Here is a 25723-nt window from a genome sequence, read left to right as displayed (position 1 = left end):
CGTCACACAAGGAGGCCATCATGGCAGATACTCAATACAAGGGACCGTATAGCTATACTCCCGGCTACGCTGAATCTCAGGGATTGGCAGATCAGCCCACCTTCCGCCCCATCCCCGAGTTTGAGGGGGTTCACGAGATTTGGCCACGCGGTGATCGTCTAGAGGCCGTGCGGGAGGCGGCCCGAAGCTACCGCGAGCGATTCCTCCAACAAGGCACCGTTTTGGGAGTCCGCTCCTTTAATATCGCCGCCGCTCCCTATCCCGCGCGCTTTGCTTTCCAGGGATACTCGGTGAACCTCAATCCCCTCATCAGCATCATCAACCGCATGATTATCATCCAGTATGAGGACTTCAACGGGGTTGAGCGCACCCTGGTATGGGAGCCCACAGTACCCACCGGCTCCAAGAACTCGCCCTTCTACAACAAACTGGCCCGCTTTGGGGCTAAATGGGGAGGGGAGCGACTTTTTGCCAAGTACTACAACGATCCAGATGAGATACTGCCCATGCTGGGCATGAACAACTCAGACGTAGATTACGTCTCCTTCGACCACCTCCACGTACAGGATGGCCGCATGATCTTGGGCGCCGTCAACACCCCCTACCAGCCCATCTTCCCGCGCGCCCGCATGATCGTGCACGAGGCCGAGCTGGGCACCTTTGAATCCCAGCACCCTATGCAGCGCGCCTGGTACGTCAAGGAAGGTCTCGATGGCGTAGAGCGGGAGGCTCTTTCTACCTTCCAGGGCGATGTGGAAATAGGCGTGGGAATCTCCCTGTTGTGGACTCCCGGCCACACCGACGGCAACCACTCCCTGTGCGTAAATACCCCCGATGGGGTGTGGATCTCCTCGGAAAACGGCATGGCCGCCGATTCCTGGCAGCCGGAGCTCTCCAAGATTCCAGGGGTGCGAGCCCAGGCGAAGTTCTACGAGCGAGACGTGGTGCTCAACGGCAACACCTTGGAGGACTCCCTTGACCAGTATGACTCCATGATTAAGGAGTTTGAGATGGCCTCCTACTGCAAGAAGGACCCCCGCTGGAAGCAGATTCTGCCTTCTTCCGAGTGCGCGAACTGGAAGCGCCAATGGCCGCTGATCCCCGGTATCAGCCACGGCGGAATTAACTACGGGGAGATTCGCAGGCGCTAAACCGCTAGTTCTCGCGCCGCCACGACGGTGTCCTCGCGGAAAGCCCGAATCGCCGGGCTTTTCTCGTGGCCCACCCGCACGGCTGTGTACAGGGTTCGGGAGGGGGAGCCGTCGAGAGGCAGGGCCTGCACATCGGAGAGGAAAGTACCGGCGATGATCGCCGGTACCACGGTGATGGCGTGCCCGTCGCGGGCGAGGTAGATCTGCAAGAAGGGATCAGGGGTTTCAAAGAGCACTTGGGGCTCGAAACCGTGGCGTCGGCAGTATTCCCGGGCCCAGCGCCCCAATACGAGATGTGCGGGGTCGATGGCCCAAGGGTAGCGCGCGAGGTCGGATACCTTACTGGGCGGAGTGCTCAGCGGACCGGTGCGGGGGAGCACCAAAAGCAGAGGGTCGCTAAAAAGTTTCTCTCTATGGATACCGGGGTGCAGGGGAATATCGGCGTTCTCGTAGGATTCGCCCAAGATGAGATCGAAATCCCCGGCCGCCAGGCCCTCCATCGCGGTTTCCACCTCCCGCTGGTATATCTCCACCCGCAGTTCCGGGTACTGCTGGCTTAGGGAGTTCAAGGCCCGAGGGGCCAGGGTGGCCAGCACCGTTTGGAAAGAAGCCACCCGCAGGGTGCCGCCCACCTCATCCACGGAGGTGGCTAGCGCCGCGGCGGCGTCGTCCGCTATAGCCAGCATGCGCGCGGCATGATCGGCCAGGATCTCGCCCTGGCGGGTAAGCCGCACGTTGCGGCCCACCTTTTCCAAGAGCCGGTGCCCGGTTTCCCGCTCTAGTTTCCCGAGCTGCTGGGATACCGCGGAATGGGTATAGCGCAGCGCCTGGGCCACCTGCGTAATCGTGCCCTGCCTGCGCAGTTCCACCAACATTCTCAGTCGGGTTAAGTTCATCTCCATATGTTAGTAATTCTTAGCATAAACCCTTATAAAATGTCGCTAGACCTACCTCTTTTGCCTCGGCATACTCAAAGACATGAGCACTACCCAGCACACCACCCCCGCAGGAATCCTCATGGTGATGGGCTCCTGCCTCTCCCTCCAATTTGGAGCGGCCATCGCCACCCACCTCTTTCCCCACGCCGGAGCCTGGGGCACCACCACGGTGCGCCTGGCCTTCGCCGCTTTGATCCTGCTTCCCCTCGCCCGGCCCCAGATCGGGCAGTGGAGCCGCGATACCTGGCGCAGCGTCATAGGCTTCGGGCTGGCTCTGGGCGCCATGAACAGCTTTTTCTACGCTTCCCTGGAGCACATTCCACTGGGCATCGCCGTGACCATCGAGTTCCTCGGTCCGCTCCTGCTCGCGGCCTTCCTCTCGCGCAGCGCCTCGGATCTCATCTGGGTGGGCGTGGCCTTTAGCGGCGTGGCCCTCCTGGGCAAAGACGCCCTCCTAGCTACCGGGACGCTCAGCCTCACCGGGGTAATCCTGGCACTCATCGCCGGTGGCTTTTGGATCTGCTATATCCTGGCCAGCTCCACCGTGGGAGTCAAGGTCCCAGGGCTCAGCGGCCTCACCGTGGCCATGCTCTTCGGCTCCCTCGTCCCCCTGCCTCTGTGCTTCCAGGGTGCACAAACCCTGGTGAGCAACCCCAACCTTCTCCTGTTTGCCCTGGGCACCGCACTTTTGGGTTCGGTGGTGCCCTACGCCTTAGAGATGGGGGCGCTGCGCCGCATGCCGCGCGGTGTCTTTGGGGTGCTACTCAGCCTGGAACCGGCCTTCGCCGCCGTGGCGGGGTGGCTGCTGCTCAGCCAAACGCTACGCGCCGAGCAATGGTTTGCTATCGCGCTCGTCATCGCCGCCAGCATGGGTACCACCATCGGTTCGCGCCGAGCTAATCGACGTCCCACTGACGACGCCGCGCCCGCAGTACCCGCCTGAGGTCACGGGCTCGGCGGGGGTCGAAGGAACAGGCGGCGATGAGCCTTTTCGCGTAATCCTGCGTGTGGTCCAACGCCGCCGCTGCGATGCTTTCGCCCACGGCCTGTGGCAACCCCACCTCGGTGCAATAACTTAGAAAGCGCTTTTTACTCAGCCCCGTCTTACTACCGGCCACCGGCAAAGCCAAGGTGGTATCTCCATAAGGAACTGTGGAGGGAATATCGTAGATGGGCGCCACCTCAAGCCCCCGGCCAGTATCCACCACGGAGATATTCTTTGCGTGCATATCCCCGTTTCCCGTCAACCAAGCCAGAGCCAATTGTGCCGCAATGGAACGCCTGGCAAGCAAGGGAGAGCGGCATAGATTGGAAACCGCAAAGGTAAGTTCCTCATAATTCACCGCGTACTTATCCGCCGGATATATCCCCATGATTTGTGCGGCGTCCTCCGTGGGGTAGCGGCGCTGCCCATTTCGGTCAAAACGCCGCACGAGCAGAGCGCTACGCCCGTGTTTATCGTGCACCACCTCGGCGTCGGCAACACTAAGGCGCAGTGCTTTCCCCAGGCCACGCGCCACGCGCAGGGATTCAGCCTCGTTTTCCACCAGCATGGGGAACTCTGGCGGGGATATTTTCACGATGGCATCCGAATGCCCGCCCACGCTAGAGGTAGGGATGGCGATGGTGCGTGCGGAAGCTTTATCCTGCACTCCGGCCAAGGAAACGGGATCGGGTATTCCCGCCTCCTCCAACAGTCTCCCAAAGTCCATCGACCCGGCGGAGAAGTCAAGGAGCGGAGCTACCGGCCGAGGCTGAGACCCCTGCGGAAAAACGGAAACATTACCCACGGGGTCCGCCCCCACGGCGAGGAGAAGAGAAAGTTCATCGTCCGCCGAGGTTTTGACTGATCTCCGCAGCGCCGTGAGCCTTCTGCCCTCGGGAAGCAGGCCCGCAAAAAAGGCCGGTACCGCCCCCGAGGAGCTAAAAACGGGTTCGGAGGTGACCGGCAGAGTGCTCGCCACGGCGGGGCCCGTATAGCCGGGAAGATAGCGGAACTCGGTGCCGCCATTGCGGCGTTCCAGGGTGGCGGCTGCCTTGCCGCTCACATATACATTTGCCTTATCGACGGCGCGGGGGGCACTACTCATGGCTCCGTCCTTGCAGCACCTCAGACACGTGTGCCTCCACGGTAAGATCAAAGCCCAGCACGCCCAGCACGGCTATCAACTTATCCAGCCTCATACCTGGTTTTCCCGATTCCAGATCGCGGATAAAGCGCTCGGACACCTCAGAAAGTTGGGCGAGTTCCAGTTGCCGCAGGCTCAACTCTCGGCGGCGCTCCCGCGCTATCGCTCCAATTTCCTGTGGGGTCATGCGCCCTCCCTCCGTCAAAACCGGCACGATCATACCGATTAACCGAACCTCTCCAACATTAGCCCAGGTGGCTGCTCAACATAAGCGAAAAACGGCACAAACGTGCCGATTTTCACCTATTTCACCATTTTCAGCCTGCCCTAGCCTCAAAACGGCACGATCACGCCGGTCTCTCTGCCGCACCTGCTGTGTCTGCCGCACCAGCCTCCGGAAAATCAATCGTGGAGTGCTGGCGATTATCCCGCATGAAGAGCACCGCCACGAGCCCCAGCAGCGCCACCGCCACCACATACCAGGGGAAGAGCCAGGCCACCCCGATGTTCTTCAAGCCCAGGGCCACCGATTCCGCCGAACCACCAAAGAGGGAATTGGCAATGGCGTAGGTAAAACCCACACCCAGGCCGCGTATATGGGCGGGGAACATCTCTGCCTTCACAATCCCCGAGATGGAGGTATAGAAGGTCAAGAAGAACATCGCCAGCACGATGGCCCCGGCACTGACCCACAGAGAATCCTGAGCGCCGAGGAAGGCAAAGAGCGGGACCGGGAGAATCACCATACCCGCGCTGAATATCAGCATGGAGTTTTTGCGCCCGATCCTATCGGAAAGCGCCCCGATGGCTGGTTGCAACAGCATGAAGAGCAGCAGGCAAGCCGTCATCACCGTGGCCACGTCACCCTTGGCAAAGCCGCCGGTATTAATCAGGTACTTCTGCATGTAGGTGGTGAAGGTGTAGAACGCCAGGGAACCCGCTGCCGTAAGCCCCATGACCACCCAAAAGGCACGCGGATGGGCCAGAACCTCGCGGAAGGTTCCGGCCGAGGATTCCTCCCGGCTTTCCTTTGGTGCGGTTTCGTGCAGGTGGGAACGCAGCCACAGGGCCACGATAGCCGCGCAGGCCCCGATCACAAAGGGCAGGCGCCACCAGCCATTAGCGATCTCCTCATCGGTGAGGAAGAAGGTCATCACCACCGCTAACAGGCTCGCCAAAAGTTGGCCGCCAATGAGGGTGACGTAATGGAAGCTGGAAAAGAAACCGCGGCGGTGTGGGTCGGCTACCTCGGACATATAAGTGGCGGTGGAACCGTATTCGCCGCCCACGGAGATACCCTGGATACAGCGCACGATCAGTAGCAGAACCGGAGCCAGGGCACCTACCGTTTCCGCAGTGGGGAGCAGGGCCATCATCAGCGAGCCGCTGCACATCATCACGATGGCGATGAGCATGGATTTCTTGCGTCCGTGCCGGTCCGCGATCCGGCCAAAGATATAGCCGCCGAGGGGCCGCATGAGGAAGCCCACAAAAAAGACGGCGGCGGATTTCAGCAGCGCTCCGGTCTCCCCGGTGCCGGTGAAGAACTTGTCCGCAAAGTAAACGCTAAAGAACGCGTAGATATAAAAGTCAAACCACTCCACGAGGTTGCCGCTAGAAGCGGCGATGATCGTGCGAGTGGTGCTCAGCGTGGAGGCGCGCTGCGGGGTAGGAGTGCTCATGGTCACCATCCCTTCTCAGGAAAATAGTGACCATGAGCATAGCGGAGTTACTGGGCGATTTCCTCGCGCACGATGCGGGTGGCCTCCACGAGGTTGCGCAGGGTAGCGGAGGTTTCCTCCCAAGCGCGGGTCTTAAGGCCGCAGTCCGGGTTCACCCACACCTGCTCAGTGTCCAGGGCGCCCACGGCCACGCGCAGCAGGTCAGCGATCTCCTCGGTGGAGGGCACGCGCGCGGAGTGAATATCCCACACGCCCGGCCCCAGGCCGCGGTGGAAACCGTGCTCGGCCACGGCGGGGAGCACCTTGAGCTTGGAGCGGGAAGCCTCGATCGAGGTGACATCGGCGTCGAGGCGATCGATGGCGTCCACGATAGTGGCAAAGTCCGAGTAGCACAGGTGCGTGTGAATACTGGTGGCCGGGGCGGCACCGGCGGTGGCCAGGCGGAAGGAACCCACCGACCAAGCCAGGTAATCCTCCCGGTCCTCCTCACGCAGGGGCAGCAGCTCACGGATGGCGGGCTCATCAACCTGAATGACCTTGATGCCGGCGGCCTCCAGATCGCCCACCTCTTCGCGCAGGGCCAGGCCGAGCTGATCGGCCACTTCGCCCCAGGCGATGTCCTCGCGCACAAAGGACCAGGCCATGATGGTCACCGGGCCGGTGAGCATGCCCTTGACCGGGCGCTTACTCAGCGACTGCGCGTAGCGCGACCACTCCACGGTAATCGCCTCCGGGCGAGTCACATCGCCCCACAGGATCGAGGGGCGCGTGCAGCGCGAACCATAGGACTGCACCCAGCCGTGAGCGGTGGTGGCAAAGCCCTCGAAGTTCTCGGCAAAGTACTGCACCATATCGTTGCGCTCGGCCTCGCCGTGGACCAACACGTCCAGGCCAATTTCCTCTTGGGCCGCGATGACCTCGGCAATCTCTTTCTTCATCGCCTCCTCATAGGCCTGATCGTCGATCTTGCCGCTGCGGTGTGCGGCGCGGGCGCGGCGGATCTCGTCGGTCTGCGGGAAGGAACCGATGGTGGTGGTGGGCAGCACCGGCAGGCCTAGCGCTGCGGCCTGGGCATCGTGGCGCTCGGCGGCGTCGCCACGCGTGCGCTGCTCCTCGGTCACGGCGGCGGTAGCCTGGCGAACTTCTGCCTTTTCGACGCCGGGGTGAGCCTTGCGGGAGGCCTGTGCCGCGCGGGAGGCTTCCAATTCGGCGGCGATGGCCTCGTCCCCCTCGGCCAGACCGCGGGCGAGCACGGCTACTTCCTTCACCTTCTGATCGGCAAAGGAGAGCCAGGAGCGCAGCTCGGCGTCCAGCTGGGTCTCGCGCTCGGCATCGTGGGGAACGTGTTGCAGGGAGGTGGAAGTGGTCACGGCCACCGCCACGGCCTCGCCCAGCCCCGCCTTGATCTCGCGCAGCACGGCCAAATCAGCATCCAGATCGGCACGCCAGATGTTGCGACCAGAGACCACGCCCACGCCCAGGGTCTTGCCCTTGAGGCTCGTAGCCCAGCGCTCCAGCTCGGCCGCACCCGGCTTCTTGCCGCGAACGACGTCGATAATCACGGCCTGCACGGGAGTTTCAGCGAGCGCGTCCACGGCGTCGAAAGCATGGCCATAGGTGAGTGCCACGGCGAGGTTAACGCCCTCGTTGCCCAGCGCGGTGTAGGCGCGGCGCAGGGCGTCGAGAAGCGCCTCGCGCTCCTGCGGGGTGCGGTGACGGTGGGTGACCAACGCGGGCTCGTCGAACTGCACCCACTGCACCCCGGCCTCCTTGAGGGCGCGGAGGTATTGGGTGTACACGGCCACCAGGTCGTCCAGGCGATCCAGCGGGTTATAGCCCTCGGGGGCCTCCTCGCTGGCTTTGGCCAGGGCCAGGTAGGTCACCGGGCCTACGAGCACGGGGCGCACGGCCTCACCCAGGCGCTGCGCGGTGGCCACGCGGGGGGAACCCAGCCATTCCAGGGCGGTCTCCGGGCCGATCTCCGGCACGAGGTAGTGGTAATTGGAGTCAAACCACTTGGTCAGCTCCAAAGCGGGGCGATCCCCCTGGCCGCGCGCCACGGTGAACTGGGCGCGCAGCGCCTCCTCCGATTCCGGGGTGGCGGCCTGTGCCTTGAGCACCTCGCGCTCTGGGGCAAAGCGGCTGGGCAGCGCGCCGGTGGCGATGGTGATGTCAAGCACCTGATCGTAGTAGCTGAAATCCTCCGGGACGGCCGCAGCCTCACCCAAACCCAACTCGCGCAGGCGGTTCGTGCGGGTATCGCGCAGTTCCTCGGCGGTGGTGGCCGGGTTGCCGCCGCGCCCGGACCAGAAGGATTCCAAGGCTCGCTTGAGCTCGCGGTTGGCGCCGATGCGGGGGTAACCCAGCACGGTGGCGGTGGGGAAGTGGGTCATGGTCATGCCTTTCTTTTCGTTGCTCATCAGTAGTAACTAGGGGTCATGCGGTGCAGAGCGAGGGATACGAGTTCCGTATCCACCTCGGGTTCGCGCGGGGTGCGCACCCCGGCGGTTCTGCCCAGATACCCCGAGGCCCGGAGATATTCCAGGATGTCCAGGGTGGGACGGGGACGATTGAAGGTGTAGAGGTGAATACCCGGAGCACCCGCATCGAGCACCCCGCCGATCACATCCACGGTGGCGCTCAGTGTCTCGCGCACCAGGCGATCCGGGCTGGTGGCCTGGGAGAAAATGCGCTCAATATGCTTGGGCACGGGGATACCGGCTAGTTTCTCCATAGCGCGCAGCCGCTTGAGATCGTGCAGCGGCATAATGCCCGGAACGATGGGCAGCCGCCCGCCCGCCAAGCTGAGTTCGCGCACCATCGAGTCATAATCGTGAGGGGAATAGAACACCTGGGTAATGGCGTAATCCGCCCCCGCGCGTTCCTTTTCCACCAGGGCCGCGATGTCATTGGCGCGGCCCTGGCCCGTGGCCGCGGGGTAAGCCGCCACGGCGATGGAAACGTAATCCTCCGGGCGTGGCGCACTGGTGGCACCGGCGCCGTTATAACCGCGCCCCACGCCCAGGGGTAGTTCCTCCGCCGCAATCTCACGAATGAGGCGCACCAGATCCACTGCCCGGGCGGGCTCGCCCTCGGCGGGCAGATAATTGGGGTCGCCTCCCGGGGGATCGCCGCGCAGGGCAAGAAAATCCCTAATCCCGGCCCGCAACAGCAGGCGCACGATGAGGGTGAGTTCCGCCCGGGTCGAGCCCAGGCACGTTAAATGCGCCACGGCGGGAAGATTGCGGTGGCGGTCAAGCACATTGAGCAATACCTGAACAGAGCGATCCCGAGTATCCGTGCGCTTGCCAGCCGCGCCATAGGTGACGGAGACGTAATCGGGGGCGGTGTCGATGAGCCTGCTGATTCCAGCCCACACGCCGGAGCCCCGCGAGGGGTTGCGTGGGGGATAAAGCTCAAAGGACACCGTGGGGGTAGCAGCGGGCACGCCGGGGCGGTACTCGCTGTAGAGGTGTGCGGTAGACATAGTTGCTCCCTATCGAACCTGGCTGTAGCACCCTTCCAGGGCTCTGGGGGTTGCTGCGGCGTCGTAGAGCCGGGTCTCTCGGCCGCTCTGAATAGGTTGCTGCCTAGCGTAGAGGACAAGACAGACCGTGCGGTACGTTTTTACTCTCAATCCGCCATTTATCCTGCTCACACCGTGAATATAAATCCCCGCAGAGCCCCGGAAACTGCGGGGTAGGTAACAGTTCCATCACGGCCCACGATGAGTAAAGTATCCCTGGAACGTTGCTGGAACCGTTGGCAAGCAACACAGACAATCGGTGCACATTTTGCCAACAAAATAATAAAGAGGTTAGTATGATCTCAATTCACACCAGTAACATCCACCCCGTAGGTATCGCATCAATAGAGTAAGGACTGCCCAAAGCAATGCGTCTCCGTTCCCTGCCCCACCGCGCCCTCGTCACCGCCGTATCTGCTGCCATCGCACTGGGGATGAGCACCATACCCGCCACCGCCGCCCCCAATGCCCTCGTTGGCTTTGGCGATTCCGTGATGGCCAATCCGCGCGCCCTCGATCACCTCTCCGCGGGCCTGCCCATCCCCGAGGAACAAAAGCAGAACGTGCACAACCACTGCGCCTCGGATCCCAACGGCATGGTTAAGCAGGTGGCGCGCCTCAAGGGAATGGAGGCCCACGATTATTCCTGCCCCGGCGCCTCCGCCTCCACCGGCGGCAAGCGCATCTCCGCGCAGATTAACGACGCCATCGCACAGGGCGCCCTCGACGGCGGCACCCGCGAGGTGCTTATCCAAATCGGCTTCAACGACACGTATCTCAACCTCGCGGATATGAAGAAGCCCGAGGAGATTCACCGCAATTTTGTGGCCGCGATGGTGGAGCAGATCAACCGCATCCGCCAGGCCGCCCCCAATGCCGCCATCAAGGTAGTGGGGTACCCCTCCATCTCCGATAACGTGGGTACCTGCCTGGTGCAGCTGGGCAATAACATTCATTCCTTCGAGGGCGTGCCGCTGACCACCGATCTAGAAAACATGGCAGAGGCCATGAACCGCGACGCCGCCGCCCAGGCAGGGGTGCAGTACATCGACCTGCGCTCCGCTTCGATGGGCCACGGCATGTGCGCCCCCGATGGTGAGCGCTGGTATGGCGCCGCCATCGACTTTGGCCAGCCCCGCAACGTCCCCATCCACATGACGGACCTGGGCGTGACCAAGACCTCCGAAATCGTCGCCGCAAGCTAGGGGAATCATGTCTGATCGCTTCCGCATGGAACAACCTGTCGCTCTACCCGTCCCGCTGGGAGAGCAGGCTCGATCCTTCGTCCACGCAGTACCGCACATTCTGCGGGCCGGGATACTCAGCCTGAAAAGCCCCAGCGACCTCGCTAACTGGGCTCGCTGTTACGCCCGGTGGGGTTTCTCCGTGGGCACCTTCCTCAACACCGCGGCGCATTATTGCCCCAGGCGCACGGCCATCATTGATGACATGGGGGAAATCTCCTATGCGGAGCTGCACCGCCAGGCCCTGAGTTTGGCGGCGGCCCTCCAAAGCAGGGGAGTAGAGCAGGGTTCCCAGGTAGCGATCATCGCGCGCAATAGTCGCATCACCCCCATGACCCTGGCCGCCTGCACCTACCTGGGTGCGGTACCCATGATTATCAACCCCGGTTCCTCCGCTCAGCAGATTTCGCGGACCATCATGGATTACGGTGCCGCCGTGGTGATCGCGGATGCGGAGTTTATCCCCACTCTTGACGTCCCCGGCCTCCCCATCATCGTCGGCTACGGCGATGCCGAAGGCCTCGATGCCGTCTCTTACCAAGCCGCTTTAGCGCAGGCCCCGGCCCCGCGCCTACAATTCCGCCCCACCCCTGGCCCCACCGTCATCATGTCCTCAGGCACCACCGGCACCCCCAAGGGTGTGGTGCGCGGCGTCCCCAAATCTCCCGCGGTAGCCGCCAGCCTTCTGCCTAAGATTCCCTGGCGGCGCGAGGGCGTGATTCAAATGACCTGCTCCACGTACCACGCCTGGGGCTGGCTCAACGTCAATCTCACCTTTGCCACCAAGTCCACCACCATTTTGCGCCGCGTTTTCGATCCCCAGCAGGCCGTGGAGGATTGCCTGCGCTACGGAGTCACGGGTATCCTCTCCGCCGCGGTATTCCTGCGCGAGTTCGATAAGGCCCTAGAGGCTCTGCCCGAGGAGAAACAGCGCCAGCTGCGTCCCCCGGAGTTCATCGCCTCCTCCGGCAATGCCATCCCGCCCACCTTGATCCAGGCTCTTCACGCCCGCTTTGGCCCCGTGGTGTGCAACTTCTATGGCTCCACCGAACACGGCCCGGTGGCCTCCGCCAGCGGACCGGAACTCACCGTGGATCCCACCCGTGCCGGTACCGTCGCCCCCGGCGTACGCATCGCGCTATACAAAGAAGATGGCTCCCTGGCCGCGCCGGGGGAGAAGGGCATCATTTACAGCGCCAACTCCGAATCCATGATCGGATACCTCTCCAAGCGCGATGGCGTCGATGTGCGTGACCACATGCTCAGCACGGGAGACTACGGGCACTTCGACGCCCAGGGCTTCCTCCACGTCCACGGCCGTTGCGATGACATGGTGATTAAGGGCGGCGAAAATGTGTATCCGCGCGAGGTAGAGGATTTCCTGCTGCGCCAAGAAGGCATTGCCGACGTCTTTGTGCGCGGCGTGCGCAACGACATTATCGCCCGCCTAGATGCCTATATCGTGCGCGAGGAATCCGAGGCCGGGCGCGGGCTCAGCGCCGATACCGTGCGCAACCTCGTGCGATCCCACCTCGCCCAGCACAATATCCCGGATTTCATCTGCTGGATGGATTCTCTCCCGCGTAACGACGCCGGGAAGGTCGTGCCCCGCAAACTTCCTCAGCCGAGCGAAAGCTAGTTGCGGAAGCCGTGCACCGGCGCGGGGATAAAACCTCCGCGCTGGATGAACTCGGTGGAAGGAACCGTGTTCACCTCAATCACCGGGGCATAGCCCAAAAGCCCACCGAAGTTCACCTCCTGGCCTGGGGTGGTTCCCGGCACCGGGATCACTCGGACGGCTGTGGTCTTATGGTTCATCACCCCGATGGCGGATTCATCGGCAATCATCGCGGAGATCGTCTCGGCGGAGGTATCCCCCGGAATGGCGATCATATCCAGGCCCACCGAGCAAATGGCCGTCATGGCCTCTAGCTTGTCGATGGAAATAGCCCCGGAGCGCACCGCGTCGATCATCCCCTTATCCTCGGAGACCGGGATAAAGGAACCGGAAAGTCCGCCCACCCGGGAGCAGGCCATCATGCCGCCCTTCTTCACGGCATCGTTCAGCAGCGCCAAAGCCGCGGTGGTGCCGTGCGTGCCCACCTGGCCCAGCCCCATGTTCTCCAGGATATGCGCCACGGAATCGCCCAATTCCGCCGTGGGAGCAAGGGAGAGGTCCACGATCCCAAAGGGCACGCCCAGGCGCTGCGCGGCCATCGTTCCCACGAGTTGCCCGGTGCGGGTGATCTTGAAGGCGGCCTTTTTCACTTCCTCAGCCACCTGATCCAGGCTCGCCCCCTCTAGGGAGCCCAGGGCGCGCCCCACCACGCCGGGGCCGGAAACGCCCACGGAAACCACGCAATCGGGCTCCTCGACGCCGTGGAAGGCCCCGGCCATGAAGGGGTTATCGCCCACGGCGTTGGCAAAGACCACCAACTTCGCGCAGGCAATGGCGGCATCATCCGCCGTGGCCTGCGCGGCGTCCTTGATGGCCACGCCCAGATCCCGCACCGCGTTCATGTTGATTCCCGCGCGAGAGGAGGCGACGTTCACCGAGGAACACACCACCTTGGTCTCGCTCAAGGCCTCGGGAAGGGAGGAGATCAAGCGGGCGTCGGCAGCCGTGGCGCCCTTTTCCACCAGCGCGGAATAGCCGCCGATGAAGTTCACCCCCACCTCGGTGGCGGCGCGATCGAGCGCGCGGGCAAGATCGGCGGGGTTGCCCTCCAACCCACCGCAGAGCAGGGCCACCGGGGTAACGCTGATGCGCTTATTCACAATGGGAATCCCCAGCTCCGCCTCAATGCCCTCGCAGACCTCCACCAGGCGAGCAGCCTGGGTGGTCACGCGATCATAGATGGCCTCGGCGGTTTCTGCCATCGTGGAACGGCGGCACTCTAACAGGGAAATACCCATCGTCACGGTGCGAATATCCAGGCGGTACTTCTGGATCATCTCGATGGTATCCAGCACCGATCCGGGGTTAAAGCTCAAGCTCATGGCCGCCCCTTAAATCTCGTTGACGACGCTAAAAAGCGCCTCCGATTGCAGGCGGATGGTCAAACCCTGCTCCTTTTCCACCTCGGCCATCTCCTGCTGTATGGCCGCGATACCGCGCTGGGACTCCTCAAACTCCACCCGCAGAATCATGGTGAACCACTTATCCATGAGGGTCTGGGAAACATCGAGGATATTAATGTCCTGGTGGGCAAGGGCGGTGGTCACTGCGGCGATGATCCCCGTGTGGTCCTCGCCGGTGACGGTCATGATGGCATACATACCTTGCCAGTGTAATCGGGGATGAGGCAGCGGCAGTACTCCACAAAGTTGCGCAGAATCTGGTGCGCGTGCTGGGTATCCACGTCCCGCAGCGATTCCACGATGGAGTCATACTCATCCTCGCTGAAATAGCCGTGGTTGCGATAAAAACTCATGCGGCTGGCCATGCCCTCGGGGTTCATCTCCGCGTGGAACTGGCTCGACCACGTGTGGCGGCCCACCCGCAGCGCCTGCACCGGGCAGGTGGGGCCGCTGGCTACCGCCACGGCCTGCGGGGGCAGGGTGAGCACGCACTCCGTGTGCCCGGTCAGGGCCATAAAAGAAGAAGGCAGGGAGCCAAAGAGGGGATCCTCGCGCCCGGCCTCGGTGAGTTCCACCTGGCTCGACCCAGCCTTTTCCCCGTACTCGTGACCGATCTCGCCGCCGAGTACCTGGGTGATGAGTGCGGTGCCGAAGCAGGCGAAAAAGACGGGGAGGGGGCCGTCGATAAGCGCGGAGAGTTCGCGGATGACGGTGCGCTGCCAGGCATCGTAGACCGGAGTGGTCATGTTGAGGGAGCTGCCTCCCACGAAAATGCCCGCGTATCCTTCCAGTGAGCCCACTCGGGATTCTGCGGAATCGAGCATTCGTTGTTCCAACTGCTCCGAGCGCAGGCCGGTGGCGTTCAGGAAGTCCCGGTATTCGGAGGCCGCCACGGCTGCACCGCGGCGGGGAGAAAGCAGGAGGAACAAAGACATACCGCTTAGTCTATATCATCCCGGGGGAGATATGAACTAAGCGGTCTACTTACGAACGGAGGCCTCCACAAGATCCAGCATGCGGGCCAAGCCCTCCACCGGCTGCCCAGAGGCCAACCGGGAGATAAGCCCCTCCATCACGGTTTCCAGGTACATGATAAGCACCTCCACCGGGACGTCGGTACGCATGCGATCCTGCTCTGCGTTGCGCTGTAGGCGGAAACGCACCGCCTGATCCAGCACCTCCTGGTGCTGTTGCCATCGGGAACGGAAAGCCGCATCGGTGCGCAAAAGCCGCACGATCTCTAGGCGAGTGGCCAGCCAATCGTGGCGCTCGGGGTGATCCAGAATATCGCGCATCACCTCCACCAGGCCCTCGGCGGCCACCACATCGGCCTGACGCTCCGCGTCCTGCCGGGCTATGGCGAGGAAGAGCGATTCCTTATCACCGAAGTGATGAAAGATCGCCCCGCGCGATTTCCCGGTGGCCGCCTCAAGGCGGCGCACCGTCGCTCCCTCATAGCCAAACTCTCCAAAGCACTTGCGTGCCCCTTCAAGTATCTCGTGGCGGCGCCGTTCCAGCTCTTCTTCGCTGATGACGGGCACGATGAGAAGTTACTGAGCCTTAGCCATCGAGCGCAGCACGTACTGCAAGATGCCACCGTGGCGGTAGTAATCCGCCTCACCGGGGGTATCAATGCGCACCTTGGCATCGAACTCGATCTTCTCACCGCTGTTCTTGGTGGCCGTCACGTGCACGGTCTCCGGGATACCCGCAGCCTCATCGTTCAGCGCGGCGATACCCGTGAGGTCAAAGACCTCGGTGCCGTCCAGGCCCAGGGACTCGTGCGAGGAGCCCTCGGGGAACTGAAGCGGGATCACGCCCATGCCGATGAGGTTGGAGCGGTGAATACGCTCGAAGGACTCGGTAATCACCGCGCGCACGCCCAGCAGGTTGGTGCCCTTGGCGGCCCAGTCACGCGAGGAACCCGTGCCGTACTCCTTGCCCGCGATGACCACGAGCGGGGTGCCCGCGGCCTTGTAGTTCTGGCAGGCATCGAAGATGAAGGACTGCGGGCCACCCTCTTGGGTGAAGTCGCGGGTATAGCCGCCCTGCACGTCCACCAGCTGATTCTGGAGGCGGATGTTGGCGAAGGTACCGCGCATCATCACCTCGTGGTTACCGCGGCGAGAACCCAGGGAGTTGTAGTCCTGGCGCTCCACGCCGTGAGAATCGAGGTACTGCGCGGCCGGGGTACCTGGCTTGATGGCGGAAGCGGGGGAGATGTGGTCCGTGGTCACGGAGTCGCCCAGCTTGGCCAGCACGCGGGCGCCGTGGATGTCCTCCACCGGCGCGGGCTCGATAGGCATGCCCTCGAAGTACGGGGCCTTGCGGATGTAGGTGGAATCCTCATCCCACTCGAAGGTCTCGCCGGTGGGAACGTCCAGGTTCTGCCACTGCTCGTCGCCCTTGAATACGTCGGCGTAATCCTCCACGTACATCTCGCGGGTGATGCACTCCGCGATGGTGGACTCGATCTCCTCGGTGGAGGGCCAGATGTCCCGCAGGAACACGTCGTTGCCCTCTTGATCCTGGCCGAGGGGCTGAGTCTCGAAGTCGAAGTCCATCGTGCCCGCAATGGCGTAAGCGATCACCATGATCGGGGAGGCCAGGTAGTTCATCTTCACATCGGGGGAGATGCGGCCTTCGAAGTTGCGGTTACCGGAGAGCACGGCGGTGGCGGTGAGATCGTTCTCATTGATCGCCTCGGAGATTTCATCCGGCAGGGGGCCGGAGTTACCGATGCAGGTGGTGCAGCCGAAGCCGGAAAGGTAGAAGCCCAGGGCCTCCAGGTCCTTCCACAGATCGGCGCGCTTGAAGTAACCGTCCACCACCTGAGAGCCGGGGGCGCAGATGGTCTTAACCCAGGGCTTAGAGGTCAGACCCTTAGCGGCCGCCTTGCGGGCGATCAGACCAGCACCCACCATCACCGACGGGTTGGAGGTGTTGGTACACGAGGTGATGGAGGCGATGGCCACCATGCCGTGATCCACCGTGAACTCACCGCCATTGGGGGACTTCACCACCACGGGCTTGGACTGGCGCCCCTTGGCACCGGCAGCGGCGGATTCGCCGTGGCCGCGCGGGGTGGAGTTGTAGCCCGCCACGGAAACCTCGGCGTTCTCCTCGTTTTCACCCTCGGCACCCATGCGGGCGGCAGCGGGGGAGTCATCCTCGCAGATGGGATCGTTGGTGAAGGTACCCAACTGCTCGCGGAAGGTGGCCTTGGAATCGGTGAGCAGGATGCGGTCCTGCGGGCGCTTCGGGCCGGCGATGGAGGGAACCACGGTGGAAAGATCCAGCTCCAGGTACTCGGAGTACTCGGCCTCGGGGGCGTCGTGCTCCAGCCACATACCCTGAGCCTTGGCATAAGCCTCCACGCGCTCTACCTGCTCCTCCGGGCGGCCGGTCAAGCGCAGGTAGTTGACGGTCTCCTCGTCGATCGGGAAGATCGCACAGGTGGAACCGAACTCGGGGGACATGTTGCCGATGGTGGCGCGGTTAGCCAGCGGCACGGACTTCACGCCATTGCCGTAGAACTCCACGAACTTCTGCACCACGCCGTGCTTACGCAGCATATCGGTGATGGTGAGCACCACGTCGGTAGCGGTCACGCCCACGGGGATTTCGCCGGTGAGCTTGAAGCCCACCACCTTGGGGATGAGCATGGAGACGGGCTGGCCCAGCATGGCAGCCTCGGCCTCAATGCCGCCCACGCCCCAGCCCAGGATGCCCAGGCCGTTTTCCATCGTGGTGTGGGAGTCCGTACCAATACAGGTATCGGGGTAGGCCACGCCCTCGTTGTCAAAGACCACGCGGGAGAGGTATTCGATGTTCACCTGGTGAACGATGCCGGTTCCGGGGGGCACCACGCGGAAGTTGGAGAAGTTCTCCGAGCCCCAGCGCAGGAACTGGTAGCGCTCCTCGTTGCGCTGATACTCGATCTCCACGTTCTTGGCCAGGGCCTCGGGGCCACCGAAGGCCTCCACGATCACGGAGTGGTCAATCACCATCTCGGCGGGGTTGAGGGGGTTCACCTGATCGGGGTTGCCACCCAGGGCCGTCACGGCCTCGCGCATGGTAGCCAGGTCCACCACACAGGGCACGCCGGTGAAGTCCTGCATGAGCACGCGAGCGGGGGTGAACTGAATCTCGGTGGAGGGCTCCGCCTTGGGGTCCCAGTTCGCAATAGCACGGATGTGATCTGCGGTGACGTTCTTGCCATCCTCGGTGCGCAGGAGGTTTTCACCGAGCACCTTCAGGGAATAGGGCAGTTTGTCCATGCCGTCTACGGCATCGAGAGCAAAGTAGTCGTACTCTTTGTCGCCAACCTTCAGCTTCCGCTTGGCGTCAAAGGAGTTCTTGCTTTCTATCACAGTGAGCTCCATTTCCTAACGGGTTGAGAAAAGACTCGTTGCCGGAGCCGGAGTCCGGCATTACCACGAGGCTTGTCCACGAGTCTACTATCCGGCTCACACCGGCTCCTCGTTTCACAGCATCATAACAGTACGACCGTTCTGTTGATGAACTCCCGCGCCGCGCCACCCCCGTTCTATAAGCCCCGTTATATAAAAGGGGGCAGAAGATAACAGGGAAGGAAGCACGCGCATGATCCCGGACCGGCTTGACCTCACCGCCCTGAGCGCAGAGCTCAGCAAGGACGGGGTAGCGGTAAAAAGTGGCACCACCGACGCACAGTACCGAGACCTCGTGGCAGCTATCGACGCCGCCGAGGCCACCGGCAAAGGAACCTTCGGGGTAGCAATCCTCGACTTCACCCCCAAAGACACATCCGATCTGCGCGACGTCGCCCAAGAGCTTCACGACTCCACCGAGATCGACACGATCCTCGTGCGCTCTCCGCAATCGGGGGCCGTCGTAAGTTCTATCTATCCCCGCAATGATCTAGAGCGCGCGCAACAGGACTTCCTCACCACGTCGAATTACGCCACCGCCATCCGCGAATATCCTCAGCACCTGGATAGCTCGTCGATCCCCTGGGTTCCCACATCCCTTTCCCTTCTACTTCTCTGCATCGTTTTGCCTCTATCGGGGTATGCAAGAGTCAAGAGGGAAAACTTGACGGCGCGGCAGCGACACGCACATCGCCCGATTATGTAATAGAAATCACAAATCAACGCAACCTCTCTTCATTCCCGCTGGATAGCCCACATTTAGCGCCCCATGAAACACGTTTGACTGGTGTGAATATTGACGTGAATGAGACTAGAGGGGGCAAGGTGTCATATGGTTTCAGTATTGACTCACGAGTTGCATGAGGCCATCTTCAAGCCGTGAGGCTTGAGTATGCAGCTGTGGGGAGATGATTCGGGCACGTGGGGAAGCCTGCCGCGAATCACCTTCTCCATCGCAAAGGCCCCATGCGGCCCGTGCGTCACCTCCGTGTAGGCATGCTTCACGGGGCGAATAGTCAAGAGTAAATGCTTGACGATTCGCTTCCGAAGGGAGACTCTTGTGGGAACATCCGCTTCCAAAAACACCGCGCTCGTGAAACGTATGATGCGAGCCAGCATCGCCACGATCGTGTGCGCCTCCTCCTTGGCCACCGTGGCTCCTGTCGCGGCCACCCCGGCCAATCCCAGCGATACCGACCTTGAGCGCGCTCAGGCGGCACTGGAAAACGACGCGGCCTCTGTCTCTCAGCTGGCCGGGCAGGTAACCTCCGCCCAAGAGCGCATTGCCAGCCTTGAACTCTCTGTGGGAGAGCTGCGCGAGGCGGTAAATAAATCGCTCGTGGATCTCCACGATGCCCAGGGCACCGCCGAGCGCGCGCGCCAGGCTGCCGCCGCAGCCAAAACGGAGCTCGGTGATAGCCAAAAGGAATTGGAGAAGGCTCAAAAGACCCTCAACGAGATTTCCCGCACCGCGTATCGCCGCGGGGCCTCGAATCCTTTAGGCGCAGTCTCCGGCGAGACCACCTCGGAGGATTCCCTGGATCGCAGCACCTACCTGCGCACTAATTCTGAAAAGCAGCGTGCCGCTATTGAGGCCCTCGATCGGGCGCGCACCGCCACGGCAAATAAGGAATCGCAGCTGCGCGAGGCCCGTAATCTCGCAGAGCAGCGCGAGGCCGAGGCCACCGAGGCCCAGCAATCCGCTCAGGCTGCCATCGAGGAGAACTCGCGTGCCCTAGAGGCGAGTTCCCAGGAGCACGATCAATTACTCGCTCAGCAGCAGTGGGCGCAGACGCAACTGGACGCCGCCAAGGGCAATGCGGAGAACCTTCTTCAGCAGCGCGAGGACTTTGAAAAGTATCAGGCCGAGGAGAAGAAGCGCCGCGAGCAGGAGCAGGCCCGCCAGGCGGAAGAAGCGCGCAAGAAAGCCACAGAGCAGTCCGAGAAGAATACGCAGCGCAAGGCCGCCGAGGCCGCCGCCGCAGCCGTGGAAAGCCGCCAGCCGGTGCACACGGAGCTGACCAACCCCTATCCCACGGAGGAAGAGGCCCGCCCCGCCGAGGTGGCCGAGCGGCAAAGCCCGGAGCCCGTGGCAGAGGAAACAACCGCAACCGAAGCACCCGTGGAAACGACGACCGAGGAGGAGACCTACCTAGAGGAGGTCACCGCCGAGGAGACCGCTGCCGCTATCACCGCCGAGGCTGATACCACGGCTGAGAGCGGCGAGCAGTACGAGGAGCCCGCGGCAGCCTCCTCCACCGTGGAAGAGGTTATCGAGGAAGAGACCACGGAAGAAGAGGTCGTAGAGGAAGAACCCGCCGAGGAGGATGCCCTCGGTTCCAGTTCCCTGGGTTCTTCCAGTGGCTCCTCTGAGGTCTCTAGTTCCGCGGCCCAGGGTGCTCGCTCCGAGATCATCGAGACGGTGATCGCCCGCGCGCTCTCCCAGGTGGGGCAGCCCTATGCCTGGGGCGGCGGTACCGCCAGTGGCCCCAGCCAGGGTATCCGCGATGGCGGCGTGGCCGATTCCTACGGTGATTACAACAAGGTGGGCTTCGATTGCTCCGGCCTGGTGCTCTACGCCTTTGCCGGGGCCGGTATCTCGCTGCCGCACTACACGGGTTACCAGTACCAGCGCGGCACGCAGATCGACCCCAGCAATATGCAGCGCGGCGATCTGATCTTCTACGGCCCCTCGGGCAATACTCACGTGGCTATTTACCTCGGTGATGGCCAAATGGTGGAAGCCCCTCAATCCGGTTCCTACGTTCAGGTTTCCCCGGTGCGCTGGGCGGGAATGAGCCCGTACGCCGTGCGCATGGTGTAGCTTTGCTCTGGTTCTTCCCAGCGTCGTAATCTGGTGTCATGCCTTATGATGCCCTCCTCGTTCTCTCTTTCGGTGGCCCGGAGGCCCCGGAGGAGGTTGTGCCCTTCCTGGAAAACGTCACGAGAGGCCGTGGGATACCGCGTGAGCGCCTCGAAGTGGTGGGGGAGCACTACTTCCACTTTGGCGGGGTAAGCCCGCTGAACAGGTTGAACAAGGAGATCATCGCCAATGTCGAGGGGGAACTGAGCCGACGCGGCATGGATCTTCCCGTCTACTTTGGTAATAGGAATTGGCACCCGCTGGGGGAAGATACCGCCGAACAAATGGCCGCCGATGGGGTGCGCAATGCCATCGTTTTCAGTACCTCCGCCTGGGGTGGCTATTCCGGTTGCCGCCAGTATGACGAGGATATTCAGCGTATTCGCCAGCACCTAGCGCAGCGCGACCTCCCCGAGATCACCTTCACCAAGCTGCGCCAGTTTTACGATCACCCCAAGTTCATCACCGCGATGGCCGAGGCCCTGAAGGAATCCCACGCTCGCTTTGCTCCCGGCGAGAATCCCCGCACCATTTTTACCGCCCATTCGGTGCCGCTCAGCGCCAATACGGCAGCGGGTGGCCCCGAGGATTCGGGGCTCTATGAGCGCCAGGTGGCCGAGGCCTCCCGATTGGTGGCCCAGGAAGCCGGGATCGAGAACTACGACCTGGTGTGGCAATCGCGTTCGGGTAGCCCGGCTATTCCGTGGCTGGAGCCGGACATCGTGGATCACGCCAGCGCCCTCCACGATGAGGAGGGAATCAAGAACATCGTGGTGTGTCCCATCGGCTTCATCTCCGATCACATGGAGGTGGTGTGGGACCTCGATACGGAGTTGCGCCAGGCTACCGACGAGCGCGGCATGCACATGGAGCGCACCCGCACCGCGGGCCCCACGGAGCTCTTTACCGCGATGGTGGTGGACCTCATCGAGGAAATCACCGCCGGTCGCACCCCCGAGATGCTGGGCAATACCACGGTGCAGGGCTGCACCATCAACGGGGAGCCCTGCCACGATGGGTGTTGTCAGCCCGCCAAGCGGCCCATTTCTCGCACCGCATAGTCCACCGCCGTCATTCTGGCCTCCCGGATATAGCGCCACAGCCCCAATAGCTCGGGGTCGAGGCTGTGGTCTCCCGCCTGATCGAGGAGCGCCTCGATAATCGCGGCCACGCGGTCGGCCCGCGCGATGAGTTTGGCGGCCCGGGGCGGGGTGTCCTCGGGAATACCGGGGGTTTCATAAAAGTCGCTGAGCATGCCCACGGTAAGGCGGGGATTGCTCAGGGAACTGGTGCGCAGGCCTTGGGCCTCAATGAGGCTGGCTGCCTGCCGGGTGGCCTCGGCCAGGCGTAGATCGGCCTCACCGGGGGAAAGATAGAGAGCAGCGGGTGGGTTTTCCACCATCTGCCAGTGCCATTCCTCCTCACCCGGCAAGGCGATGAGCATGTGATAGTGGTCGTCACCGGCCGGAATAAGCAGCGCCCCGTGCTCGTCGGCGGGTGCGGGCAGGCCGCTGGGTTGGGCGGGTCCGGCGAGCACTAATCGCACGGCGGGTTCTTCCCCGTGGAGCTTTGCTGTGGCACGCAGCCGGTGCAGCACCTCCACGGAGGTGGGCTGCTGGAGGTCCAGGAGGGCGTCGATAAGCGCATCGGTGGATTGCCTGCCGTAGAGCCATGCGCCCAGCCAGAGGGCGCTGTGTTGCAAGGGGGAATACACGTGAAGGCGGATAGACATGATCCCAGTAGTGTAGGTCATCATGGATCCCTACGGCGCAGACATCTTCTCCGGGCATGCGCGCACGCAGCGCCCCAGCTATCCGACGATCCCCGCAAAACCCGGGGAAGTGGTGGAGGTACCCGCCCAGGATTTCGTGGGGGCGATCATCGGCACCGAGCGCACGTACGACGGCGACTTCGTGCGGCTAGAGGATCGCCGCGGCACCCAGCGGCTCTTTCACATGCGCCCCGGCGCCTTCCTCTACGAGGGGCAGCGGGTGAGCCTGAGCCGATACGTGCCCCCGCAGGCCCCGCAGCGTTCTAATTCCGGCTCGCGCCGCGTGCGCAATGTGGAGGCCAAGGTAGCCGCGCCCTCGCGGATTTGGGTGGAGGGTATTCACGACGCCGCCATCGTGGAAAAGATTTGGGGCCATGACCTGCGCGTGGAGGGCGTGGTGGTGGAATACCTCGAAGGCCTCGATCATCTGCCCGAGCGGCTGGCGGAGTTCCAGCCCGGCCCCGACCGCCGCGTAGGCGTGCTGGCCGATCACCTGGTGGAGGGCTCGAAGGAAACGCGATTGACTCAACAGGTGGGACCGCACGTGCTGGTTACCGGGCACCCGTACATCGACATCTGGGCGGCGGTGAAGCCCGAGCGTCTGGGCATGCGGGCCTGGCCCGAGGTGCCCTACGGGGAGGATTGGAAAACGGGGGTGTGCCGCCGCCTGGGATGGTCCGATCCCAAGGAGGGGTGGAGCCGGGTGTATAACGCCGTGGGCTCCTTCCGGGACGTGGATTCCACCCTCATCGGGGCCGTGGAGCGGCTGGTGGACTTTGTGACCACCCCCGAACTCAGCAAATCGGACCTCCTCTAATCCGGTAAGGTGGGTGGGGTGGAAATCATCGCTTGGTTCATCGCAGCCCTTGCTCTGGCGGGTCTAGAACTAGCGGTGGGGGAGTTCACCCTTCTCATGCTCGGCGGCGGAGCATTAGCCGCCAGCGGCATGGCGGTGCTCGAAACACCACTGTGGGCGCAGGTGCTCACCTTTGCCCTCGTCTCCCTCGGCCTGCTGTTCTTCATCAAGCCCCTTCTACGCCGCAGAATGCAGGTGCCGCTCGCCCTCGATACCTCCACGGGTGCCCTGGTGGGGCACCGCGCCGAGGTCATTGAGCCGGTCACCGAAGGCGGCGGGCAGATCAAGCTCGACGGCACCATCTGGTCCGCCGCCACCGTTGATCCCCACGCCGAGTACAACGCGGGCGAGTACGTCACCGTTGTGCGTATCGACGGTCCCGTCGCTATCGTCTGGAAGGAGACTTAAATGGAACCAGGATTACTTGTTCTGGCAGTTCTCATCCTTTTTATTGCCCTCTTAGTTATCAAGGCCATCGCGCTTATTCCCCAGGGCCAGGCCGCCGTGATTGAGCGCCTGGGCCGCTATACCCGCACCGTGGAAGGCGGCCTAACCTTCCTCGTGCCCTTCCTCGACCGGGTGCGCGCCCGCATCGACACCCGCGAGCGCGTGGTGTCCTTCCCACCCCAAGCCGTTATCACCCAGGACAACCTCACCGTGGCCATTGATACCGTGGTGACCTTCCAAATCAACGACCCCGCCCGCGCCATCTACGGAGTGGATAACTACATCGTGGGCGTGGAGCAGATCTCCGTGGCCACGCTGCGCGACGTCGTAGGCGGAATGACCCTGGAAGAAACGCTGACCTCCCGAGAGATCATCAACCGCCGCCTGCGCGGAGAACTCGACGCCGCCACTACCAAGTGGGGGCTGCGCATTAGCCGCGTGGAGCTTAAGGCCATTGATCCGCCGCCCTCGATTCAACAGTCCATGGAGATGCAGATGAAGGCGGACCGCGAGAAGCGCGCCACCATTCTGAGCGCCGAGGGCCAGCGAGAATCCGATATTAAGACCGCCGAGGGTGAAAAGCAGGCCCGTATCCTCGCGGCCGAGGGCGAGAAGCACGCCGCCATCCTGGCCGCCGAGGCCGACCGTCAGGCGGAGATTCTGCGTGCCGAGGGCCGCCGCGCCGCCCGCTACCTGGAGGCTCAGGGTGAGGCCCGCGCCATTCAAAAGGTCAACGCCGCGATCAAGTCCACCAAGCTCACCCCCGAGGTGCTGGCCTACCAGTACCTCGAGAAGCTACCCAAGATGGCCGAGGGCAAAGCCTCGACGATGTGGATGGTGCCCTCCCAGTTTGGCGATTCCCTGGAGCAATTCGCCCGTGCGATGGCCAAGAAGGACGAGGAGGGCGTGTTCCGCTACGAGCCGCAGGCCGTGGACGCCGAGACCAAGGAAATGGCGGAGCCGGAGAATACCGATAGCTGGTTCTCCACGGAATCCGCCCCCGAGATCGCCGCCGCCGTGGCGGCCGCTAATGCCGTGGCTAATAAGCCCGTGGACCCCTCCCTGGCCGAGCTGGTCAAGGAGGAGGGCTCTAACTAGCCCGCCGCAGGAGGTTCACCGCCAGCTGCCACCCGGCGTTTTCCGCCTGCCATCCCGCGGCTTGTAGGCGCTGGGACATCGCCTGCTTGGAGATGCCCAGCTCCGCGGCCGCCTCATTCTGGCTCAGCCCGCCGCGCACCAGGGCCGTGGCCTCCCGGCCCTCCACCGTGCGCTTGGCTAATACCTGGCCCAGCAGGGCAAAGACCGCCGCTATATCGCCCGCCTGGGGGTGCGCCCCCACGCTCACCGTGCCCGGCCTGGCCGCGCGGCTCAGACTGCCGGTGGCCTCATCGAGTGCCTGCGTACCCAGACCCAGCCCGATGGCCCAGTCGCCATCGGAAAGCAGGGCCATGACCACGTTGCATAGGGCCTCCGGGGTACTGATCTCCGCGCGAATATCCTCCACGCCGAGGGATTCAAAGGTTCCCACCCCATCCAACGTGCTCAGCGCCTGGGCCGAGCGGGACACCAGATCGGCGCGCCGCGTGGCACGCCCCCGATACCGAGCATGAAGGGCAAACATTC

23 protein-coding genes and 1 riboswitch are annotated in these 25723 nt (G+C 63.1%); of the genes, 10 read left to right on the top strand and 13 right to left on the bottom strand.

Features of this window, described 5'->3' with window-relative positions; translation table 11 throughout:
• Positions 1 to 20 precede the first annotated feature (20 nt).
• Positions 21 to 1151 carry an MBL fold metallo-hydrolase gene (locus tag Clow_RS09290; RefSeq protein WP_082418631.1) on the top strand — a complete coding sequence of 377 codons (1131 nt, stop codon included), beginning with the start codon at positions 21 to 23 and terminating at the stop codon, positions 1149 to 1151.
• On the opposite strand, the gene Clow_RS09285 is transcribed toward Clow_RS09290, so the two are convergent.
• Entirely contained in the window at positions 1148 to 2047 is a 900-nt protein-coding gene (locus Clow_RS09285; RefSeq protein ID WP_055178671.1) for a LysR family transcriptional regulator, read from the bottom strand. The two genes, Clow_RS09290 and Clow_RS09285, sit on opposite strands and share 4 nt — an antisense overlap.
• A gap of 82 nt (positions 2048 to 2129) precedes the next feature.
• Between Clow_RS09285 and Clow_RS09280 the strand changes: the two genes are divergently transcribed.
• Positions 2130 to 3032: an EamA family transporter gene (locus tag Clow_RS09280; protein WP_055178528.1), complete on the top strand. Its 903-nt coding sequence runs from the start codon at positions 2130 to 2132 to the stop codon at positions 3030 to 3032.
• On the opposite strand, the gene Clow_RS09275 is transcribed toward Clow_RS09280, so the two are convergent.
• The 5 genes from Clow_RS09275 to Clow_RS09255 form a co-directional block, all read right to left on the bottom strand.
• Positions 2986 to 4179 carry a type II toxin-antitoxin system HipA family toxin gene (locus tag Clow_RS09275; protein WP_055178527.1) on the bottom strand — a complete coding sequence of 398 codons (1194 nt, stop codon included), beginning with the start codon at positions 4177 to 4179 and terminating at the stop codon, positions 2986 to 2988. The genes Clow_RS09280 and Clow_RS09275 overlap by 47 nt on opposite strands.
• Entirely contained in the window at positions 4172 to 4405 is a 234-nt protein-coding gene (locus tag Clow_RS09270; RefSeq protein WP_055178669.1) for a helix-turn-helix domain-containing protein, read from the bottom strand. The genes Clow_RS09275 and Clow_RS09270 overlap by 8 nt, the downstream gene beginning before the upstream one ends.
• Positions 4406 to 4565: 160 nt before the next feature.
• Positions 4566 to 5900 (bottom strand): MFS transporter, encoded by a 1335-nt coding sequence (locus Clow_RS09265; RefSeq protein WP_156334836.1) that lies wholly within the window; start codon positions 5898 to 5900, stop codon positions 4566 to 4568.
• Positions 5901 to 5947: 47 nt separating this feature from the next.
• Positions 5948 to 8320: a 5-methyltetrahydropteroyltriglutamate--homocysteine S-methyltransferase gene (metE, locus tag Clow_RS09260; RefSeq protein WP_370871868.1), complete on the bottom strand. Its 2373-nt coding sequence runs from the start codon at positions 8318 to 8320 to the stop codon at positions 5948 to 5950.
• Positions 8320 to 9387, bottom strand: a complete 1068-nt coding sequence (locus tag Clow_RS09255) for a methylenetetrahydrofolate reductase (protein ID WP_055178522.1) — start codon at positions 9385 to 9387, stop codon at positions 8320 to 8322. The genes metE and Clow_RS09255 overlap by 1 nt, the downstream gene beginning before the upstream one ends.
• A gap of 6 nt (positions 9388 to 9393) precedes the next feature.
• Positions 9394 to 9485: riboswitch (SAM riboswitch) on the bottom strand.
• Positions 9486 to 9794: 309 nt separating this feature from the next.
• On the opposite strand from Clow_RS09255, the gene Clow_RS09250 reads away from it, so the two are divergent.
• Both Clow_RS09250 and Clow_RS09245 read left to right on the top strand, forming a co-directional pair.
• Positions 9795 to 10631 (top strand): GDSL-type esterase/lipase family protein, encoded by an 837-nt coding sequence (locus Clow_RS09250; RefSeq protein WP_055178520.1) that lies wholly within the window; start codon positions 9795 to 9797, stop codon positions 10629 to 10631.
• Between the two features lie 7 nt (positions 10632 to 10638).
• Positions 10639 to 12309, top strand: coding sequence for an AMP-binding protein (locus Clow_RS09245; RefSeq protein WP_082418630.1), 1671 nt, complete (start codon positions 10639 to 10641; stop codon positions 12307 to 12309).
• Here the strand turns inward: Clow_RS09245 and Clow_RS09240 are convergent.
• Genes Clow_RS09240 through can form a run of 5 tightly spaced genes read right to left on the bottom strand, consistent with a single transcriptional unit; the run spans position 12306 to position 18124 of the window.
• Entirely contained in the window at positions 12306 to 13670 is a 1365-nt protein-coding gene (locus Clow_RS09240; RefSeq protein ID WP_069724608.1) for a PFL family protein, read from the bottom strand. The genes Clow_RS09245 and Clow_RS09240 overlap by 4 nt on opposite strands.
• Before the next feature lie 9 nt (positions 13671 to 13679).
• Complete coding sequence (locus Clow_RS09235; RefSeq protein ID WP_055178516.1) at positions 13680 to 13949, bottom strand: ACT domain-containing protein; 270 nt, start codon at positions 13947 to 13949, stop codon at positions 13680 to 13682.
• Positions 13934 to 14686: a glutamine amidotransferase gene (locus Clow_RS09230; protein ID WP_055178515.1), complete on the bottom strand. Its 753-nt coding sequence runs from the start codon at positions 14684 to 14686 to the stop codon at positions 13934 to 13936. The genes Clow_RS09235 and Clow_RS09230 overlap by 16 nt, the downstream gene beginning before the upstream one ends.
• Before the next feature lie 45 nt (positions 14687 to 14731).
• Positions 14732 to 15292 (bottom strand): TetR/AcrR family transcriptional regulator, encoded by a 561-nt coding sequence (locus Clow_RS09225; RefSeq protein ID WP_055178513.1) that lies wholly within the window; start codon positions 15290 to 15292, stop codon positions 14732 to 14734.
• 9 nt (positions 15293 to 15301) lie between these two features.
• A complete protein-coding gene (can, locus tag Clow_RS09220) occupies positions 15302 to 18124 on the bottom strand; it encodes an aconitate hydratase (protein WP_211256952.1) in 2823 nt (940 codons plus the stop codon).
• A 232-nt stretch (positions 18125 to 18356) separates the two neighbouring features.
• Here can and Clow_RS09215 point away from each other — a divergent pair, with 232 nt between their 5' ends.
• The 3 genes from Clow_RS09215 (at position 18357) to Clow_RS09205 (ending at position 22087) form a co-directional block, all read left to right on the top strand.
• Positions 18357 to 18869 (top strand): Rv1476 family membrane protein, encoded by a 513-nt coding sequence (locus tag Clow_RS09215; RefSeq protein ID WP_055178509.1) that lies wholly within the window; start codon positions 18357 to 18359, stop codon positions 18867 to 18869.
• A 396-nt stretch (positions 18870 to 19265) separates the two neighbouring features.
• A complete protein-coding gene (locus tag Clow_RS09210; protein ID WP_069724613.1) occupies positions 19266 to 20987 on the top strand; it encodes a DIP1281 family NlpC/P60 protein in 1722 nt (573 codons plus the stop codon).
• A gap of 38 nt (positions 20988 to 21025) precedes the next feature.
• Positions 21026 to 22087 carry a ferrochelatase gene (locus tag Clow_RS09205; protein WP_055178505.1) on the top strand — a complete coding sequence of 354 codons (1062 nt, stop codon included), beginning with the start codon at positions 21026 to 21028 and terminating at the stop codon, positions 22085 to 22087.
• Here the strand turns inward: Clow_RS09205 and Clow_RS09200 are convergent.
• Complete coding sequence (locus Clow_RS09200; RefSeq protein ID WP_055178665.1) at positions 22051 to 22758, bottom strand: hypothetical protein; 708 nt, start codon at positions 22756 to 22758, stop codon at positions 22051 to 22053. The two genes, Clow_RS09205 and Clow_RS09200, sit on opposite strands and share 37 nt — an antisense overlap.
• 22 nt (positions 22759 to 22780) lie before the next feature.
• On the opposite strand from Clow_RS09200, the gene Clow_RS09195 reads away from it, so the two are divergent.
• The 3 genes from Clow_RS09195 to Clow_RS09185 are packed head-to-tail and all read left to right on the top strand — an operon-like array spanning position 22781 to position 25198.
• Positions 22781 to 23614 carry a DUF3097 domain-containing protein gene (locus tag Clow_RS09195; protein ID WP_055178503.1) on the top strand — a complete coding sequence of 278 codons (834 nt, stop codon included), beginning with the start codon at positions 22781 to 22783 and terminating at the stop codon, positions 23612 to 23614.
• An 18-nt stretch (positions 23615 to 23632) separates the two neighbouring features.
• On the top strand, positions 23633 to 24061 hold the full coding sequence (locus Clow_RS09190) for an NfeD family protein (RefSeq protein ID WP_156334834.1): 429 nt from the start codon (positions 23633 to 23635) through the stop codon (positions 24059 to 24061).
• Positions 24062 to 25198, top strand: a complete 1137-nt coding sequence (locus Clow_RS09185) for an SPFH domain-containing protein (RefSeq protein ID WP_055178499.1) — start codon at positions 24062 to 24064, stop codon at positions 25196 to 25198.
• Here Clow_RS09185 and Clow_RS09180 read toward each other — a convergent pair.
• On the bottom strand, positions 25191 to 25721 hold the full coding sequence (locus Clow_RS09180; protein ID WP_055178497.1) for a hypothetical protein: 531 nt from the start codon (positions 25719 to 25721) through the stop codon (positions 25191 to 25193). The two genes, Clow_RS09185 and Clow_RS09180, sit on opposite strands and share 8 nt — an antisense overlap.
• Positions 25722 to 25723: the final 2 nt, after the last annotated feature.

Origin of the sequence: Corynebacterium lowii (assembly GCF_001412085.1) — a bacterium.
GTDB lineage: Bacteria > Actinomycetota > Actinomycetes > Mycobacteriales > Mycobacteriaceae > Corynebacterium > Corynebacterium lowii.
This window is presented reverse-complemented; position numbering and strand designations above follow the sequence as displayed.

What these genes read in the sequence shown, in the direction of transcription:
- Clow_RS09205 (WP_055178505.1), top strand. Translation starts at nt 21,026, where the DNA reads ATGCCTTATGATGCCCTCCTCGTTCTCTCTTTCGGTGGCCCGGAGGCC.
- Clow_RS09235 (WP_055178516.1), bottom strand. Translation starts at nt 13,949, where the DNA reads ATGTATGCCATCATGACCGTCACCGGCGAGGACCACACGGGGATCATC.
- Clow_RS09200 (WP_055178665.1), bottom strand. Translation starts at nt 22,758, where the DNA reads ATGTCTATCCGCCTTCACGTGTATTCCCCCTTGCAACACAGCGCCCTC.
- Clow_RS09210 (WP_069724613.1), top strand. Translation starts at nt 19,266, where the DNA reads ATGATGCGAGCCAGCATCGCCACGATCGTGTGCGCCTCCTCCTTGGCC.
- Clow_RS09180 (WP_055178497.1), bottom strand. Translation starts at nt 25,721, where the DNA reads ATGTTTGCCCTTCATGCTCGGTATCGGGGGCGTGCCACGCGGCGCGCC.
- Clow_RS09270 (WP_055178669.1), bottom strand. Translation starts at nt 4,405, where the DNA reads ATGACCCCACAGGAAATTGGAGCGATAGCGCGGGAGCGCCGCCGAGAG.
- Clow_RS09240 (WP_069724608.1), bottom strand. Translation starts at nt 13,670, where the DNA reads ATGAGCTTGAGCTTTAACCCCGGATCGGTGCTGGATACCATCGAGATG.
- Clow_RS09195 (WP_055178503.1), top strand. Translation starts at nt 22,781, where the DNA reads ATGGATCCCTACGGCGCAGACATCTTCTCCGGGCATGCGCGCACGCAG.
- Clow_RS09255 (WP_055178522.1), bottom strand. Translation starts at nt 9,387, where the DNA reads ATGTCTACCGCACACCTCTACAGCGAGTACCGCCCCGGCGTGCCCGCT.
- Clow_RS09265 (WP_156334836.1), bottom strand. Translation starts at nt 5,900, where the DNA reads ATGAGCACTCCTACCCCGCAGCGCGCCTCCACGCTGAGCACCACTCGC.
- Clow_RS09275 (WP_055178527.1), bottom strand. Translation starts at nt 4,179, where the DNA reads ATGAGTAGTGCCCCCCGCGCCGTCGATAAGGCAAATGTATATGTGAGC.
- metE (WP_370871868.1), bottom strand. Translation starts at nt 8,320, where the DNA reads ATGAGCAACGAAAAGAAAGGCATGACCATGACCCACTTCCCCACCGCC.
- Clow_RS09185 (WP_055178499.1), top strand. Translation starts at nt 24,062, where the DNA reads ATGGAACCAGGATTACTTGTTCTGGCAGTTCTCATCCTTTTTATTGCC.
- Clow_RS09245 (WP_082418630.1), top strand. Translation starts at nt 10,639, where the DNA reads ATGTCTGATCGCTTCCGCATGGAACAACCTGTCGCTCTACCCGTCCCG.
- Clow_RS09250 (WP_055178520.1), top strand. Translation starts at nt 9,795, where the DNA reads ATGCGTCTCCGTTCCCTGCCCCACCGCGCCCTCGTCACCGCCGTATCT.
- Clow_RS09215 (WP_055178509.1), top strand. Translation starts at nt 18,357, where the DNA reads ATGATCCCGGACCGGCTTGACCTCACCGCCCTGAGCGCAGAGCTCAGC.
- Clow_RS09280 (WP_055178528.1), top strand. Translation starts at nt 2,130, where the DNA reads ATGAGCACTACCCAGCACACCACCCCCGCAGGAATCCTCATGGTGATG.
- Clow_RS09285 (WP_055178671.1), bottom strand. Translation starts at nt 2,047, where the DNA reads ATGAACTTAACCCGACTGAGAATGTTGGTGGAACTGCGCAGGCAGGGC.
- Clow_RS09230 (WP_055178515.1), bottom strand. Translation starts at nt 14,686, where the DNA reads ATGTCTTTGTTCCTCCTGCTTTCTCCCCGCCGCGGTGCAGCCGTGGCG.
- Clow_RS09290 (WP_082418631.1), top strand. Translation starts at nt 21, where the DNA reads ATGGCAGATACTCAATACAAGGGACCGTATAGCTATACTCCCGGCTAC.